At 70.5% G+C, this 16,672-nt stretch carries 10 protein-coding genes; 2 read left to right on the top strand and 8 right to left on the bottom strand.

What is annotated here, in order from left to right; translation table 11 throughout:
- Nucleotides 1-2: 2 nt before the first annotated feature.
- From AC5RW2_RS15970 to AC5RW2_RS15960, 3 genes are all read right to left on the bottom strand, one after another.
- Nucleotides 3-1,097: a DegT/DnrJ/EryC1/StrS family aminotransferase gene (locus tag AC5RW2_RS15970; RefSeq protein ID WP_494074189.1), complete on the bottom strand. Its 1,095-nt coding sequence runs from the start codon at nucleotides 1,095-1,097 to the stop codon at nucleotides 3-5.
- Complete coding sequence (locus AC5RW2_RS15965; RefSeq protein ID WP_494074204.1) at nucleotides 1,094-1,714, bottom strand: acyltransferase; 621 nt, start codon at nucleotides 1,712-1,714, stop codon at nucleotides 1,094-1,096. The genes AC5RW2_RS15970 and AC5RW2_RS15965 overlap by 4 nt, the downstream gene beginning before the upstream one ends.
- A 61-nt stretch (nucleotides 1,715-1,775) precedes the next feature.
- Nucleotides 1,776-3,065: a nucleotide sugar dehydrogenase gene (locus AC5RW2_RS15960; RefSeq protein WP_494025575.1), complete on the bottom strand. Its 1,290-nt coding sequence runs from the start codon at nucleotides 3,063-3,065 to the stop codon at nucleotides 1,776-1,778.
- A gap of 154 nt (nucleotides 3,066-3,219) precedes the next feature.
- Here AC5RW2_RS15960 and AC5RW2_RS15955 point away from each other — a divergent pair, with 154 nt between their 5' ends.
- Nucleotides 3,220-7,170: an FtsK/SpoIIIE domain-containing protein gene (locus AC5RW2_RS15955; protein WP_494025574.1), complete on the top strand. Its 3,951-nt coding sequence runs from the start codon at nucleotides 3,220-3,222 to the stop codon at nucleotides 7,168-7,170.
- Here AC5RW2_RS15955 and AC5RW2_RS15950 read toward each other — a convergent pair.
- Nucleotides 7,142-7,558 carry a hypothetical protein gene (locus AC5RW2_RS15950; protein WP_494000210.1) on the bottom strand — a complete coding sequence of 139 codons (417 nt, stop codon included), beginning with the start codon at nucleotides 7,556-7,558 and terminating at the stop codon, nucleotides 7,142-7,144. The genes AC5RW2_RS15955 and AC5RW2_RS15950 overlap by 29 nt on opposite strands.
- 275 nt (nucleotides 7,559-7,833) lie before the next feature.
- Here AC5RW2_RS15950 and AC5RW2_RS15945 point away from each other — a divergent pair, with 275 nt between their 5' ends.
- A complete protein-coding gene (locus tag AC5RW2_RS15945; protein ID WP_086994524.1) occupies nucleotides 7,834-8,082 on the top strand; it encodes a WhiB family transcriptional regulator in 249 nt (82 codons plus the stop codon).
- Between the two features lie 76 nt (nucleotides 8,083-8,158).
- Here AC5RW2_RS15945 and AC5RW2_RS15940 read toward each other — a convergent pair whose 3' ends face one another.
- The 4 genes from AC5RW2_RS15940 to AC5RW2_RS15925 all read right to left on the bottom strand — a co-directional run bounded on the left by AC5RW2_RS15940 (nucleotide 8,159) and on the right by AC5RW2_RS15925 (nucleotide 16,504).
- Nucleotides 8,159-9,634, bottom strand: coding sequence for a sensor histidine kinase (locus tag AC5RW2_RS15940; protein WP_494025573.1), 1,476 nt, complete (start codon nucleotides 9,632-9,634; stop codon nucleotides 8,159-8,161).
- A 1-nt stretch (nucleotide 9,635) separates the two neighbouring features.
- Nucleotides 9,636-14,468, bottom strand: a complete 4,833-nt coding sequence (locus AC5RW2_RS15935) for an NAD-glutamate dehydrogenase (RefSeq protein ID WP_494025572.1) — start codon at nucleotides 14,466-14,468, stop codon at nucleotides 9,636-9,638.
- Nucleotides 14,469-14,546: 78 nt separating this feature from the next.
- Nucleotides 14,547-15,860: a CpaE/TadZ family protein gene (locus tag AC5RW2_RS15930; protein ID WP_494074188.1), complete on the bottom strand. Its 1,314-nt coding sequence runs from the start codon at nucleotides 15,858-15,860 to the stop codon at nucleotides 14,547-14,549.
- Nucleotides 15,857-16,504 carry a hypothetical protein gene (locus tag AC5RW2_RS15925; protein WP_494025570.1) on the bottom strand — a complete coding sequence of 216 codons (648 nt, stop codon included), beginning with the start codon at nucleotides 16,502-16,504 and terminating at the stop codon, nucleotides 15,857-15,859. Before AC5RW2_RS15925 ends, AC5RW2_RS15930 begins: the two co-directional genes overlap by 4 nt.
- Nucleotides 16,505-16,672 lie beyond the last annotated feature (168 nt).

Below are 16,672 nucleotides of genomic sequence, written 5' to 3'. Positions count from 1 at the left end.
GCTCACGCCCCTGCCTTCGCGAGGGCGTTGACCGCCGTGGCGATCCGGTCCAGGTCCTCGGCGTCGAGGGAGGGATGCACCGGCAGCGAGAGCACCTCGGCGGCCGCGGCCTCGGTCGCCGGCAGGTCCGCGGCGACGTTGAAGGAAGGCAGCCGGTGGTTCGGGATCGGGTAGTAGACCCCGGACCCGATGTTGTATTCGTCCTTCAGCGCCGCGGCGAAGCGGTCGCGCTCCCCCGCGCCGATCCGCACGGTGTACTGGTGGTACACGTGGACCGCCCCGGCTGCCACCTTCGGCGTGCCCACACCGTCCAGGTTCGCGTCCAGGAACGCGGCGTTGGCCCGGCGCCGTTCGGTCCAGCCGAGGACCTTGCCCAGCTGCACGCGGCCGATCGCGGCGTGCAGGTTGGTCATCCGGGCGTTGAAGCCGACCAGTTCGTTTTCGTATTGGCGTTCCATGCCTTGATTGCGCAGCAACTGCAGCCGGCGCGCCACGTCGTCGCTGCCGGTGGACACCATGCCGCCCTCGCCGGAGGTCATGTTCTTGGTCGGGTACAGGCTGAACATCGCGAACTCGCCGAACGTGCCCACCGGCCGGCCGCCCAGCGACGCCCCGTGGGCCTGGGCGGCGTCCTCGAAGAGCAGCAGCGACTTTTCCGCGGCGAGCCTGCCCAGCCCGTCCATGTCGGCCGGGTGGCCGTACAGGTGCACCGGCATGACGGCCTTGGTCCGCGGCGTAATCGCGGCGCGGACCGCGTCCGGGTCCAGGCAGTAGTGCTCCGGCTCGATGTCGGCGAACACCGGGGTGGCGCCGGTCAGGGCCACCGAGTTCGCGGTGGCCGCGAAGGTGAAGGACGGGACGATGACCTCGTCGCCCGGGCCGATGCCGGCGGCCAGCAGGCCCAGGTGCAGGCCCGAGGTCCCGGAATTGACCGCCACCGCGTGCCGGCCGTCCAGCAGCACCTGCGAGAACTCCCGCTCGAAGGCGGCGACCTCCGACCCCTGGGCGAGCATCCCGGAGGCCAGCACGGCGTCCACCGCGGCCCGTTCCTCGTCTCCGATGATCGGCTTGGCCGCCGGTATGAAGTCCTTGCTCACAGCTGCTCTCCTCCGGTTTCGTCCGAAACTTCGTGCAACATGCCCTCGTCCTCCCGGTACCGGGCGCCGGTCGCCGGGCACACCCAGCCCGACGGGTCCGCCGGGTCCTGGACCAGCCGCTGTCCGGCCCGGCCCACCCAGCCGATCCGCCTGGCCGGAACACCGGCCACGAGGGCGAAGTCGGGCACGTCGCGGGTGACCACGGAGCCTGCCGCCACGGTGGCCCAGGCGCCGATGGTCACCGGGGCCACGCAGACCGCCCGCGCGCCGATCGACGCGCCGTCGCGGATGTCCACGCCCACCGGCGTCCAGTCGTCGGCGCTCTTCAGCAACCCGTCCGGGGCGACCGCCCGCGGGTAGGTGTCGTTGGTCAGCACGACCGCCGGTCCGATGAACACGCCGCGGCCCAGCCGCGCCGGCTCGTACACCAGCGCATAGTTCTGGATCTTGCAGTTGTCCCCGGCCTGCACCCCGGTGCCGATGTAGGCGCCCCGGCCCACGATGCAGTTCTCTCCCAGCACGGCGCCCTCGCGGACCTGCGCCAGGTGCCAGATCTTGGTGCCCTCGCCCAGCCGGGCGGCGTCGGCGACGTCCGCCGAATCGGCGATGAACGCCATGGGTTCCCTCTTTCCGCTCACGACCGCTGCTCCACCATTCATTGCGTCTTCGCTCCGGCCCTCACGCCTTGCCGATCACCCGGTACGCCACGCCCGGCCACCGTTCGGCCGCGCTGACCCGCCGGCCGTCGACGAACACCTTCACGCCGGGGAGGTCGTCCGGTCCCAGCTGCGCATATTCGGCGTGGTCGGCCTGCACCACCGCCGCGTCGGCCGGCTCGCCCAGCCGGTAGGGCGTGAAGCCCAGGGCGGCGAGCTCGGCGTCGCTGAACATCGGATCATGCACGACGGCGGTGCCGCCCCGCCCGTTGATCGCCTCCACCGCGCCGAACACTCCGGAGAACGCCGTCTCCTTCACGCCGCCGCGGTAGGCAGCGCCCAGCACGGCCACGCGCGCGCCGGCCAGATCGCCGTAGGCGCCCTCCAGCAGGCCGATCGTGTAGTCCGGCATGCCCGCGTTCGCGGCCCGGGCCGCAGCCACCACCGTGGCCGATGGATCGTTCCACAGGTACAGCCGCGGGTACACCGGGATGCAGTGCCCGCCGACGGCGATGCCGGGCTGGTGGATATGGCTGTAGGGCTGGGAGTTGGACGCTTCGATCACCTGGTAGATGTCGATCCCGGCGGTCGCGGCATAGCGGGCGAACTGGTTCGCCAACCCGATGTTCACGTCCCGGTAGGTGGTCTCGGCGAGCTTGGCCAGCTCGGAGGCCTCGGCCGAGCCCAGGTCCCAGACGCCGTTGCCGCGCGGCAGGTCCGGACGGTCGTCGAAGTCCAGCACCGCCTCGTAGAACTCCTGCGCCGCCGCGGCACCGGCCCCGGACAGCCCGCCGATGAGCTTGGGATACTTGCGCAGATCCTCGAACACCCGCCCGGTCAGCACCCGCTCCGGGGAAAAGACCACATGGAAGTCCTCGCCCTCGACCAGGCCGGAGCCCGCCTCGAGCATCGGCTTCCACCGGGTCCGGGTGGTGCCCACCGGCAGCGTGGTCTCGTAGGAGACCAGCGTGCCCGGCGTCAGGTGCCGGGCCAGCTCCTGCGTGGCGGCATCCATCCAGCCGAAGTCGGGCTTGGCCTCCGCGTCCACGAACAGGGGCACCACCAGCACCACGGCGTCTGCTCCCGGTACCGCGTCCGCATAGTCGGTGGTCGCCCGCAGCCTGCCCGCCGGCACCAGCTCGGCCAGCCTGTCCTGGAGCCCCGCCTCCCCCGGGAACGGCTCGCTGCCCGCGTTGACCAGGTCGACCACGGCGGGGTTGACGTCCACGCCGACGACCTCGTGCCCCTTCGAGGCGAACTGGGCGGCCAGCGGCAACCCGATCTTTCCCAGAGCAATGACAGCGATCTTCAAGAGCAAAGGCCTTTTCTCGTTGTGTCGGTGTGTCGGCCCTTCGGCCCAGAGTCAAGGGTATCGCTTGTTCGCGTCAGCCTCCGGTACCGCAGGTTATCCACATACCGGGCGATGCACGGGAAAGTGGGGCTCCCTTCTGCCTAGGTTCCTTGTCATGGTCCTTCATCTGACGCTGGTGGCGGCCCCCGGCCTTCCGGCCACCGCAGCGGCCTGGGTCGCGGCGCATGCCGATGCCGTCGCGGGGCTCGAATCCGGAAGCAGCGCCGCGCCGTTGGCTGCCTGGCTGGGCGGGCGCCTGCCCGGGGCGGCCTTCACGGTGGCCGGACGGAGGCTGTCCTCCCTCGCCGCCGGCGTGTCCCCGATGGTCGATGGCGCCGTCGTCGTCTGCGCCCCGGACGCGGTGGTGGTGCCGTGCCGGGAACCGCCCGCTCTGCCGCCGCTGCTGCTGGCCGTCGCCGCCGGCCCCGACGCCGGCCGGTTGTTCGCCCTCGGGCGCGGCAGCTTCAGTGTCGGCCGGCATGCCTGCGCACTGACCATTGCGGATCCGGCGCTGTCCCGGCTGCATGCCACCGTTAACGTCAGCGACCGCCAGGTGCTGCTGCGCGACGCGGGGTCGTCCAACGGGATCGTCTGGCGGGGCAGGCGCACCCGGCAGGTCGTGCTGCAGGCCGGCCGCAGCGTGCGGATCGGCGGCAGCCGGCTGCAACTGGTCGTGGGCAGCGAACCGGACGAACCGTTCCGGCCGGACACGGACCTGGCCGATCCGGTGCCCGTGGCTGAAAAGCCTCCGGAGCAACGGGCCAAAACGGCGTTGCTGCTGGCCGGGCTTCCGTTGCTCGCCGGGCTCGCGCTGGCACTGCTGACGGGCATGTGGTTCTTCCTGGTCTTCAGCGCCATGTCCCTGCTGGCCGCCGCCATGCCCTACGCCGCCGGGCGCCGGCAGCGCCGCCGCTACCGGGCCGCGGTGCACGCGGCGGCGGAAACCGATGCGCGGCGGCGGCGCCTGGCGGCCCCGGGTGCCGCGGATCTGGCCGTGTCCCTGCTGCGGGCCGGGACGGGGGCCCGGCGTCCTGCCGGGGACCCCGGCCCTCCGGACCGCCCGGCGCACGTGTGGCTGCGGCTGGGGACGGCCGGCCTGCCGGCACACATCGGTTCGGCGTCGGCGCCGGTGGTCCCGCCTCCCCCGCCGAGGGATGCTCCGCTGTGCGTGGACCTGCTCGCCGGGCCCCCGCTGCGGATCCAGGGAACACCTTTCGGGCTGGACGGTCTGCTGCGTTCGGCCCTGCTGCAGTTGGCCGCACGGGCGGCGGGAACCACCCTGCGCGTTGTCTGCTACGCGTTGCCGGAGTCCGTTCGCGCGTCGGCGCGGTTCCTTCCCGGCGTGGAGCTGGCGGACCGGCCCGGGCAACTGGCGGAGCGACTCGCGGCCGGCGCCGGCACCCTCGTGCTCCTGGTCGCCGGACGCGGCGGCGAGGCGGCCCGGGTCCTGGCCGATGCCGGACGGCCGGCCGCGCAGCTCTGGTTCGGCGGCCCGGCCGACGCCGGCACCCGGATCATCGTGGCCGGACAGGCCTCCCGCCTGAGCGCAGACGGCGGAGACGTCGTGTTCTCGGCGGATCTGGTGCAGGCCCCCACGTTGGACCGCCTTGCCCGGCTGGCCGCCGCGGCCATGCCCTCCGAGACGCTGCCGGCAACCGGTTCGGTGCCGCCGCGCTGCCGCCTGCAGTCGATGCTGCCGCGGGAGCCGCTGGAGGAGCGCTGGTCCCGCGGGGACCGCCATCCCGGCCTCACCGCCCTGCCGGGTGCCGGCGCCGCCGGACCGCTGGCGCTCGACCTGGCCGTCCACGGGCCGCACCTGCTGGTCGCCGGCACCACCGGCTCCGGCAAGTCCGAACTGCTGCGGAGCCTTGTCCTCTCGCTGGCCCTGACCAGGTCCCCGAACACGGTGAATTTCCTGCTGATCGACTTCAAGGGCGGTTCCGGGCTCGGCCCGCTCGCCCGGCTGCCGCACTGCGCCGGCCTGCTCACGGACCTGACGCTGGAGGGAGTCGGCCGATCGCTGGCCTGGCTGCAGGCGGAGGTACGCCGCCGCGAAGCCCTGCTGGCCGCCCGCGGCGTCGGGGACATCGCGGCCTGCCCGCCCGGCACGCTGCCGCGGCTCGTCGTCGTCGTCGACGAATTCCGGATGCTGGGCGAGGACGCGCCGCAGGCGCTTCCCGAGCTGATGCGCGTGGCCACCGTGGGCCGCGCCTTGGGCATCCACCTGGTGCTGGCCACGCAACGGCCGCAGGGTGCCGTCTCCTCGGACATCCGCGCGAATATCACCACCATGATCGTGCTGCGGACGCAGAACACGGCCGAGTCCCGCGACCTGCTAAATTCGCCCGTGGCCGCCGACATTCCGGTGACCGCGAGGGGCAGGGCCTACCTGCGCGTTGGCACGCAGGATGCGGTGCCCTTCCAGTCCGCCTGCAGCACCCTTCCGGCCGCCGGACACTTCCCGCTCTTCCGGACCGTGGACGAATGGCTGGCGGCAGAACCACCGGCAGCGGCAGCGCCGGAGGGCACCGGAGTGGTGGAGCGGCTGGTGGCCGAGGCAGCGGCAGCCTCCCGTGACCTCGGCCTGCCGGAGGCCCGGCGGTTGCCGCCGGCCCTGCCGCTGAGCCTGGCCGCCGCCGACCTCGCGGGGCCCGGGCCGTCCGCACTCGCCCGCTCTCCCGGCGGCGACGACGGCGGCGGGAGCCCGGTCCCCGCCGCCGCGCCCAAGGACGGGGGCAGCATCCCGATCGGCCTGCTGGACATGCCGTTCCGGCAACGACAGGTGCCGCTGCGCTGGCAACCGGAGCACGACGGACACCTGGCGGTTCTCGGGGTAGGGGGCGGAGGACACCGGGAGTTTTTGCGGGTCCTCGCGGCGCAACTCCTGGGCGGACCGGTGGAACGCCACTGCTACGTGCTGGACGGTGACGGTTCGCTGGGCTTCGCCGCGGACGCGGGCCGGACCGGCGCCTACGTCGGCCCCCAGGACACCGAACGGGCGGCAAGGGTGCTGCGGCGCCTGGCCAACGAGGTTTCCGCCCGGCTCGGCAGCCTGGCCTCGGCCGAGATTCCGCCCGATCCGGCGGCCGCCGTTCCGCTGGCCGTGCTGGTCAGCGGGTGGGGCCGCTGGCTCGGTGGCTTCCGGGCCGGCCGGCTCGGCTGGGCAGAAGACTGCCTGCAGGATCTGGCGCGCGACGGCCAGGCCACGGGGGTCGTCCTGGTTGTGTCCGGCGACCGTGAACTGTCGGGCAGCCGCTTCCTGCCGCTCATGGGCAACCGGCTCTACCTGCCGACCGGGGCCGGTCCCGAGACGTTGCTGGGCTTGCCCCGGCTTCCGCCCATGGACGCCGTGCCCGGCAGGGCATTAGTGCAGGGACGGATCGGTGGCGACGGCGGGGTCTGCCAGCTGGCCACCGATCCAGCCGGCTGCCCGCCCCCGGCCGCGGCCCGCGCCCGTCCCTTCCGGGTCGAAGCGCTGCCGCTGACCGTTCCCGCGGCCACGCTGCCCCGCGCGGCCCGCGGGCTTCCGGTGATCGGCGTGGAGGGCGACGAGCTGGGGCCCTCCACGCTGCCGCTGGCCGCCGGCGAGGTGTACCTGGTGCTGGGGCCCGAGGGCAGCGGGAAGACCAATCTGATGGTCGTGCTGCAGCGGGCGCTGGAGGGCCTGAGGCCCTGTTCCGCACCCCCGCACGGCAGAGACGCCGACGACTTCTGGGCCGGCCGCGCGGCCGTCGGGAGCGGCGCCGTCCTGCTGGTCGACGACGCCGAGGACCTGGGCACGCGTGCCCACGCTGCCATCGCGGCCCTGATCGCCGCCGGTGCATCGGCCGTCGTGGCCGCGCGCCCCGGGCCGTTGCTGCCGCAGCAGGTTCCGCTGGTCCTGCAGGCCAGGGCACGCGGGCGCGGCATGGTCCTGGCGCCGCGGGCGGGCGCGGATGCGGACTTCTTCGGTGTGCGGCTCGACGACGGGTGGAGACCGCCGGGACGCGGCTACCGGATCGAGGCCGGCCGGGCCGTCCCGCTGCAGGTGGCGTTGGCTACAGGGCGCGGGGTGCGGCGCCCTTGACCAGGAAATCCGTTACGGGCTTGGTCAGCAGCAGGACGAAGGAGGCTGCGGCCGCCACCAACAGGACCGGGCCCAGCAGCAGCTGGCCGCCTTGGATCATGGAGATGGCCACAACAACCACGAAGATCTGCCACACCAGGGCAGCAGCGCGGGTCCAGCGGTACCCGCGGAACAGGTAATGCCCGACGACGAGCAGCCAGAGGCCGAAGACCAGCATCAGGACCAGCAGGAAGACGCTGCTGGTCAGCGATATCGGGGTTTGGGTGGCCAGCCCGTACGCGAACAGGGCCGCTCCGCCCAAGAGCACCAGTGCTTCCAGCACCACTGCCGCCGCTACGATTTTGATGGCGATCGGACGGGCGGCAGGGAAGGATGAAGGTGCAGGCATTGACACACTCGCACCCTACCTTAGATAGTCGGATTAACGGCTCCAGATCGCCGGGCACCGGCTCCCGCTTGGAGCCGAACCATATCACCCTGTGACGAATGACTCAGGTATTACGGCCGGTTAAGTCCGCACGACCTCTTGTTTACGCGGATTTAACATGAAACGCTTGATGGCGAAGCGCAGAGGGGGCCGGTCGGGCTCCCTTTTCTATGAGTCTGTTCGTGAATGTTTTCACAAAAACCACCGGACACCATTTAAAGGAGTATGTGATCAGCATGGATTGGCGTAGCCGCGCGGCATGCCTGGACAAGGACCCGGAACTGTTTTTCCCCGTGGGGAACACCGGGCCGGCACTCCTGCAGATCGAAGAGGCCAAGAGCGTCTGCCGGCGCTGCCCGGTGATTGATACCTGCCTGCAGTGGGCCATCGAATCCGGCCAGGACGCCGGCGTGTGGGGAGGCATGAGCGAGGACGAGCGCCGGGCGCTGAAGCGCCGTGCCGCCCGGGCCCGCCGGGCCTCCTGACCCGGTACCCCCAGTGTGGCGAGAGGCCGCTGCCGGATTCGGCAGCGGCCTCTCGCGTCGGCTGATCCGCCCGCGCTCAGCGGGCCCCTTTGGTGTTGAGCACCAGGTCAATCCGCACACACGTTCCCCCGCCGTCGCGCGGGGTCCATTCGATCCGGCCGCCTAATTCGCTGGTGACGAGGGTGCGGACAATCTGCAGGCCCAGGCCCTCCCGCCGCGGTTCCTCGGGCAGGCCCACGCCGTCGTCCTCGACCGAGACGGTCAGCAATTCGTCTTCGCCCCGCCGGCTCCGCCGGGCAGTCAACCGGACGGTGCCGTGCCGCCCGGCCAGCCCGTGCTCGACGGCGTTCGTGACCAGTTCATTGATCACCAGGGCCAGCGGGGTGGCGAACTCGCTGGGCAGTTCCCCGAACTCGCCGCTGCGCTCCGTGCGGACGGCCTGCGTGGGCGAGGCTACTTCCGCCGAGAGCCGGAACTGACGCCCGATCAGTTCGTCGAAGTCCACGTTCTGCGCCAAGCCCTGGGACAGCGTTTCGTGGACCAGCGCGATCGAGGCGACGCGGCGCATGGCCTGTTCCAGCCCCTGCTTTGCTTCGTCGCTGACCATCCGGCGCGACTGCATGCGCAGCAGCGCCGCGACCGTCTGGAGGTTGTTCTTCACGCGGTGGTGGATCTCCCGGATGGTGGCGTCCTTCGACACCAGCTCCATCTCCCGCCGGCGCAGCTCGGAGACGTCCCGGCACAGCACCAGGGCGCCGAAACGCTCCTGTTCGTTCCTCAGCGGTATGGCCCGGAGCGAGAGCGAGACGCCGCGGGATTCAATCTCCGTGCGCCAGGGCATCCGGCCGGTGACCACCAGCGGCAGGGTTTCGTCGACCATCCGCCGGTCCTTGAGCAGCGCCGTCGTCACCTCGGCCAGTGAGCGGCCCTCCAGCGACTCGACGTCGCCGAGGCGCCGGAATGCAGAAACCCCGTTGGGGCTGGCGTATTCCACCACCCCGTCGGCGTCCAGCCTGATCAGGCCGTCGCCGACCCGGGGCGCGCCGCGGCGCGACCCGGTCGGCGAGGCGAAGTCCGGCCACAGTCCCAGCGTTCCCATCTTCAAGAGGTCGTAGGCGCACTGCCGGTAGGTCAGCTCCAGCCGCGACGGCATTCTGGAGCTGGACAGGTCCATGTGCGACGTCACGACGGCGAGCGTCCGGCCGTTGCGGACCATGGGCACCGCCTCGACCCGCATGGCCATCTCGGTGGTCCAGTCCGCCTCCGACGACCGTTCGATCGCCTGCGACTGGCGTGCCTGGTCCACCAGCGGCTTGAGGTCCGCACGGATCCGCTCCCCCACGAAGTCCCGGTGGAACACCGTGTGGGTGGTTGACGGGCGCACATGCGCCAGCGCCACGTAGCTCCCGTCCGGCGTCGGGAACCACAGGACCAGGTCGGCGAACGCCAGGTCCGCGATCAGCTGCCAGTCGCCCACCAGCAGGTGGAGCCACTCCGCGTCACCCGGACGAAAGTCCGCGTAGTCGCGGATGGGATCGGTGAAGATCGCCAAGCTATCGCCGCACTGTCGAACGCATCAGTCGCAGTGCCACGGACAGCGACGCCATGTCGTCCTGCTCGAGCCTGTTCACTTCCTCGAACATGTCCCGGGTGCGCTTGATGTTCTCCGCGTTGGCCCGTTCCCACTCGTCGAGCCTGGCCTCGGCCTGCTCCCCTGCCGGGGTGCTTTGCATGACCGCCACGGTGATGTCTGTGACCGTCGTGTACAGGTCGTCGCGCATGGCGGCACGGGCGAGCGACTGCCAGCGGTCCTCCCGCGGCAGCGCCGTGATCCGCTCGAGCAGGTTGTCGACGTCGAACCGGTCGTAGACCGCGTAGTAGACGCGTGCGACGGACTCGACCGGTTCGTCGATCTGCCCGGCGATGCGGGCGACGTCGAGCAAACCGAAGCTCTCGAACTGCTCGGCCCACTGCCGGGCGATCCCTGCGGGCAGCCCGCGTTCTTCGGCGGTTTCCAGCCATTCGTGCACGCGGACCAGGTCGTCGCCGCGCAGGTACTGAGCCAGGTTGTTGCGCAACGGGTCCATTTGGGGCTTGAACATCGCGACGCCTTCTGCGACCGGTGTTCCGCTGTCGACATGGTTGATATACCAGCGCACCGCGCGGTCCAGCAGGCGGCGCATGTCCAGATGCACCATGCACCACAAATCCGTGGGGAAGCTGGCCGGCAACGCGTTCAACGCTTCCACGAGCTTGTCGAATTCGTAGATCTCGCGCAGCGCCACGAACGCCCGCGCCACGTCCGCCTCGGAGACGGACGTTTCCTCCATGACCCGGAAGGCGAAGGTGATGCCGCCCATGTTGATCATGTCGTTGGCAACGACGGTGGCGATGATTTCCCGGCGCAGCGGGTGGCCCGCCATATCGTCGCCGAACCGCTCGACCAGCTGGTGCGGGAAATAACCGCGCAGCACGCCGTCGAAGTACGGGTCGTCGGCCAGGTTGCTCTCGGTCAGCGCATGGGTCAGCTCGATCTTCGAGTACGCCGCCAGCACGGACAGTTCCGGAGAGGTCAGGCCCTGGCCGGCCGCGATCCGTTCGTGCAGCTCCTCGGTGGTCGGCAGCGCTTCGAGTTGCCGGTCCAGTTCGGCGTGGCTTTCCAGCCAGTCCATCAGGCGTTCGAAGCTCGGGCTCCACTCGATGATCCGCTGGCGGTCGTTGAGCAGCAGGACGTTCTGGTCGATGTTGTCCTGGATGACCAGGCGTCCTACTTCCTCGGTCATCGAATGCAGCAGGTCGGCCCGCTCCGCTACCGGCAGTTTCCCGGCGGCGACCATCTGGTCCACGAGGATCTTGATGTTGACCTCGTAGTCCGAGCAGTCCACGCCGGCGGAGTTGTCGATGGCATCGGTGTTGAGGATGATCCCCTTGCCGGCGGCTTCGATCCGGCCGCGCTGAGTCATCCCCAGGTTGCCGCCTTCGCCGATCACCTTGACCCGCAGGTCCGCGCCGTTGACGCGGATGGCGTCATTGGCCTTGTCGCCGACTTCGGCATTCGACTCGGTCGACGCCTTCACATAGGTGCCGATGCCGCCGTTGTACAGCAGGTCCACCGGCGCCTTCAGGATGGCCTGCAGCAGTTCGGGCGGACTCATGCTCGTGACCTGCGGATCGAGGCCGAGAACTTCCCGCACCTGCGCGGACAACGGGATCGACTTCACCGACCGCGGGTAGACCCCGCCGCCGGCGCTGATCAGCTTCTCGTCATAGTCCGCCCAAGAGGAACGGGGCAGCTCGAACAGGCGACGGCGCTCCTGGAAGGAGGCAGCGGCGTCGGGATCCGGGTCCAGGAAGATATGCCGGTGGTCGAAGGCCGCGACCAGCCGGATGTGCTCGGAAAGCAGCATCCCGTTCCCGAAGACGTCGCCGCTCATGTCCCCGACGCCGACGACGGTGAAGTCCTCGGTCTGGGTGTCGACGCCGAGTTCGCTGAAGTGCCGCTTGACCGACTCCCACGCGCCGCGGGCGGTAATGCCCATCGCCTTGTGGTCGTAGCCGACCGAGCCTCCGGACGCGAAGGCGTCGCCGAGCCAGTGGCCGTATTCCAGCGAGATGTCGTTGGCGATGTCGGAGAAGCTTGCGGTCCCCTTGTCCGCGGCGACGACCAGGTAGGTGTCGTCGCCGTCCAGCCGGACCACCCGCTCGGGTGGCACCACGTCCTGGCCGGTTGCGGACCGGACCAGGTTGTCGGTGATGTCCAGCAGGCCGCGGATGAAGGTGCGGTAGCTTTCCTGCCCCTCCGCCATCCAGGCCGCGCGGTCCACGGCGGGGTCGGGCAGCCGTTTGGCGAAGAAGCCGCCCTTGGCGCCGGTAGGCACGATGACCGCGTTCTTGACGGTCTGCGCCTTGACCAGTCCCAGGATTTCGGTGCGGAAGTCCTCCCGTCGGTCCGACCAGCGCAGTCCGCCGCGGGCCACGTCGCCGAAGCGAAGGTGGACGCCTTCCACCCGCGGCGAGTAGACCCAGATTTCGTATTTTGGCCGCGGGAACGGTGCACCCTCGATCCGCGACGGGCTGAGTTTGAAGCTGAAGTAGGGCTTGTCCTGGAAGTAGTTGGTGCGAAGCGTCGCGTCGATCAGGTTGGCCAGCGAGCGCAGCACCCGGTCCGCGTCAAGGGTGGGCACGGCTTCGAGTCCCGCCGCGAGCTCGGAGCGGGCGGCCTCGACCGCCGCCTCGCGGTCGCCTTCCAGGTCCGGATCGAAGCTGGCGTTGAACACCGCCAGCAGGGCGCGGGCCACTGCCGGGTTGGCCAGCAGCGTGTCGGAGACGAAGGCGTAGGAGACCAGGTTGCCCAGCTGCCGCAGGTAGCGGGTGTACGCGCGCAGCACCGCAACCTGGCGCCAGCCGATGCCCTCGGCCAGGACCAGCCGGTCAAAGCCGTCCGACTCGCTGCGTCCGGTGACGGCAGCGCCGAAGGCTTCCTCGAGCAGGTCGCCGGTGGCGATCGGGTCGACGCCCGCCGGATACCGGAGGCCGAAGTCGTACAGGAAGTAGTCTTCGCCGTCCGCCGTGTTGATCTCGAACGGGCGCTCGTCCAGTACCTCCAGCCCGGTGTTCTGCAGCACGGGCATGATGTTGCTCAGCGACCGGGCCTCCGGCAGGTACAGCTTCAGCCGGGCGTCGGCGGCGAGGACGTCGGCGCTGTCCTCGGGAACGTAGACGTGCAGCACCGGGGCCGCGCCGGGGTCGCCTCCCTCGTAGTTGCGGAAACGGGCGATGTCCTCGAGCGCGTCTTCCACCTCGTAGTCCACCCGGTAGCTGGGCGGGAACGCGTCCTTCCAGTTCGCCGAGAGGCGGGCAGCCTCCTCGCCGTCGAAATTGGCGCGCAGCACCTCTTCGATGCCCTCCGACCAGGACCGGGACGCCTGGGCAAGCCGGCGCTCAAGGTCGGCCGTGTCGACCTTCGGCACCGTGGAGGCACGCTTGAGGCGGATGCGGAAGAACAGCCTGGCCAGGGCGGATTCGGACATCCGCGCCTCATAGTCGATGCTCTGCGGGTCGAAGGTGTTGCGCAGCTCCTGCTCGATCCGCAGCCGGACGGCGGTCGTGTAGCGGTCGCGCGGCAGGAACACCAGGGCCGACACGAACCTGCCGTAGGCGTCGGTGCGCAGGAACAGCCGGGTCCGGCGCCGCTCCTGCAGCCGCAGGATGCCCATCGCGGTCGCGGCCAGCTCCTCGACGTCCATCTGGAACAACTCGTCCCGCGGGTACGTTTCGAGGATCGACAGCAGGTCCTTGCCGGAGTGCGAATCGGCCGGGAAGCCGCTGTGCTGCAGCACTGCCGCGACCTTTTCCCGGGCAATCGGGACGCTCTTCACCGAACGGTTGTAGGCGCTGGTGGCGAAGAGGCCGATAAAGCGGCGCTCGCCGTCGACGTTGCCCTGCGCATCGAAGCTCTTCACGCCGATGTAGTCCAGGTATGCCGCGCGGTGCACCGTGGACCGCGAGTTCGCCTTGGTAATCACCAGCGCGCGTTTTTCCCGGGCGCGGGCACGGCCCTCTTCGGTGAGGTGCTGGACCCGCTTCGTGTCGCCGATGTGGCGCATCATGCCCAGGCCGCTGTCCTCGCGGACCAGGAGCACGTCTTCCCCGTCCTGGGTGACGAGATCGTATTCGCGGTAGCCCAGGAAGGTGAAATTCCCGTCGTCGAGCCACTCAAGCAGCTCCTTGGCCTCCTGCAGGTCGGGAATTTCCTCCGCTCCCACGACCGCATCCAGCGACGCGGCAACCTGCCGCACCTGCCGGCGCATGGCCGGCCAGTCCTCGACCGACGCCCGGACATCCGCCAGGACGCTCTTGAGGCCGGACATCAGCTCGGCGGCCTTGTCCGGCTCGATCCGTCCGGTCTCCACGGCCATCCAGGATTCGATCCGCAGGACCTGGTCGCCGCCGGTCTCAAAGGATCCCAGCTGCGGCAGTGCCGCCGTGTCGCCGCTGGAGACTCCGGCGGCGGCCGGCACCTGTTCCACGCCGGTGAGGTCGTGGCTGTCCCGGGCCCGGGTGGCTACAAAGGTGGGGTGCGTGATCATCCGGATGGCAATGCCGTGGCGCAGCAGCTCCGCGGTCACCGAATCGACCAAGAACGGCATGTCATCGGTGACGATCATGACGACGCTGGCCTCGGGTTCGTCCCGGATGGCGATCACGGGCTGCGCCGGCGGCCGGTGAACCGCCAGCTCCCGGTGCGCCAGCGCGCGGGCGCGGAGCACATCCGGACTGTAGCTCGCGGCATCCTCCGCGGCCAGGTGCTCATAGTATTTAGCGATGAATTCCTCATCGCCGGTAGCTGAGCTGGACAGATCCGCCATGCTGGATCCAGTCGACATGTAAAACGCCTCCGATAGGTGGGTCCCAACCGCGCCGTTGCGGTCCTTCGGCAAGCCTAACGCGGCGCGTTCAAAACTTCACTTTGGGCGGGCACGACGGCGGATTCCCCGCCTGGGCGGCGCCGGCCGGCTTCCGGCCAGCCCGGCGATGGCGTGCCGCAGCGCAGAGCCCGGCGCGGTTTCCAAAAGGACCGAGCCGCCCAGCAGGGCGGCATCGGCTGCCGCGGTATCGGACGGCAGCAGGGCAGGGACGCCGGAGGCCGGCACGAACCGTTCCCAGGCCTCCCGCAGCTGTGCTTCCGGCCGGGCTCCCACCGCCGCCGCCCGGACCTTGTTGAGCACCACTTCGGCCGAGGCGGAGGGGACGGCATGCGCCAGTTCGTCCAGCGCGCGGACCAGCCGCGGCAGCCCCACCGAATCCGCGCTGCCCACGGCCAGCACCCGGTCCGCCGCCTCCAGCACCCGCAACGTGGCGCCGTTGCGCCGGGGTGCCACCGAGTCAAAGCTCAGCTCCTCGTCGTGTTCCAGCGAGAAACCGCAATCCACGACGACGGTCTCCGCCACCGCCCGCGCCACGTCCAGCACCGCCCCGAGCGCCGACGGCCTCAGCTCGGTCCACCGGTCCACCCTCGTAATCCCGGTCAGCACCAGCATCGAGGTTCCGGCCACGGCTACCTTCAGGCAGACCCGTTCCAGGGCCGGGCTGTCCAGCACGCCCTGGTCCGCCAGCCGGCAGGCGTGGGCAAGTGCGGCAGATTCATCGAGCAGGCCAAGGAACGCGGCGACGCTGGCCCCGTAGGTATCCGCATCCATCAGCAGGGTCCGCCGGCCGGCGGCGGCGTATTCGGCGGCGAGGTTGACCGCCACAGTGGTGCGTCCCGGCGCCCCGGCCGGACCCCACACCGCGACGAGTTCACCCTTGGCCCCTGCAGGTGCCGGCGGTTCAACTGCAGCGTCGTGCGGCCGCAGGGCCCGGGCGGGGTCGGCCAGCGCCGCCCCTCCCGGCGCAGCGGCTCCTGCTGCCGCTCCGGCCACCGTCAGCGAGCGCAGCTGCGCGACGGACTCGGCCACCAGTGCTGCCAGGGCCACGGGCTCAACGGTTGCGGCACCCGTGCGGATGCCGAGCGCTTCGAGCCGGAGGCGTTCCCCGCCGTCGTCGGTCAACGCCACCACGGACACCTCGGCGCCGTGCAGCCGCTCCAGCACACTGCCGTCGAGCTCCCTCGTCCGGCCCGCCACGATGGCCGCCCGGGCCAGCCCGGACTGCGCCGCCGCCAGCAACTCCGCGAGGTCGGTGCAGCGCCGGACCACGGTGACAGGCCCATGGAGCCGTTCCAGGCCGTTCACGAAGTCGGCGGCCGCCGTTCCCAGCGTGACGACCGGCAGACTCATGGAGTACCGGCCGGGTTGAGTACCACGTTAATGCGTGCCCCGTTGGCGAGGGCATGCAGCAGCGCCGGCATGGTGTCATCATCCACCAGGACGTGCAGCCGTTCCGCCCCGGACGAGCCGAAAGCGGTGGTGGCGCGCGTCAACTGCGACACCTCGGCCGCCTCGAGCAGCCTCTCCGGCTCCTTGAAACCGTTGCGTCCGTCGGGCAGCGACACCCATACATCGACCCGGGAACCGGGACCGGCCTCCTCGGGCAACGGGCTCTCGATACTCAGGCCGATCGGTTTCCGGTCCAAGTCGTCGCCGGCGCCCAGCACGGAAGCCGGCAGCAGTTCACCGCCCCGGACCAGCGCGGTGGCGACGGCATCTGCCGGCAACCCCGTTGCTGCCGGCAGATAAAGGCTGCCCGCCTCGCCCAGCCGAACGTCGACGACGACCACGTCGGCGGCGGAGATCGGTTGTCCCACCGCGATGTCCGTCCTGGCCGCCAGGACACCGGTGGTCTTATCCGCGCTGTTGACCAGCGCTGCGACTCCGGCCACCGAAGCCGCCACGAGCAGCAGCCCCACCAGCAACCGGGGATCTTTCCACGACGGGCGTTTCAACCGCTGTGCGACGGTTTTTTCTGCGATGGCAGCGCTCACGAATTTTCCCCCCTTATTCCCGCGCCCCAGGGGACAGCCAGCCTGCGCTCCGAGAGTCGGCCCCGAGGCCGCGGATGGCACCATTCTGGTCGTGGCCCAGGGGAAAGGGAACCGCCGCGGCCACCCGGGCCGGATCTGGGGAAAACTTTTCAGAAGCAACGGGTCCAG

It is taken from the genome of Arthrobacter sp. B0316-1-20, from assembly GCF_059091865.1.
The sequence above is the reverse complement of the archived record's forward strand: the minus strand, read 5'-3'. Positions and strand labels throughout refer to the sequence as shown.

What these genes read in the sequence shown, in the direction of transcription:
- AC5RW2_RS15965 (WP_494074204.1), bottom strand. Translation starts at nt 1,714, where the DNA reads ATGGCGTTCATCGCCGATTCGGCGGACGTCGCCGACGCCGCCCGGCTG.
- AC5RW2_RS15955 (WP_494025574.1), top strand. Translation starts at nt 3,220, where the DNA reads ATGGTCCTTCATCTGACGCTGGTGGCGGCCCCCGGCCTTCCGGCCACC.
- AC5RW2_RS15950 (WP_494000210.1), bottom strand. Translation starts at nt 7,558, where the DNA reads ATGCCTGCACCTTCATCCTTCCCTGCCGCCCGTCCGATCGCCATCAAA.
- AC5RW2_RS15945 (WP_086994524.1), top strand. Translation starts at nt 7,834, where the DNA reads ATGGATTGGCGTAGCCGCGCGGCATGCCTGGACAAGGACCCGGAACTG.
- AC5RW2_RS15935 (WP_494025572.1), bottom strand. Translation starts at nt 14,468, where the DNA reads ATGTCGACTGGATCCAGCATGGCGGATCTGTCCAGCTCAGCTACCGGC.
- AC5RW2_RS15930 (WP_494074188.1), bottom strand. Translation starts at nt 15,860, where the DNA reads ATGAGTCTGCCGGTCGTCACGCTGGGAACGGCGGCCGCCGACTTCGTG.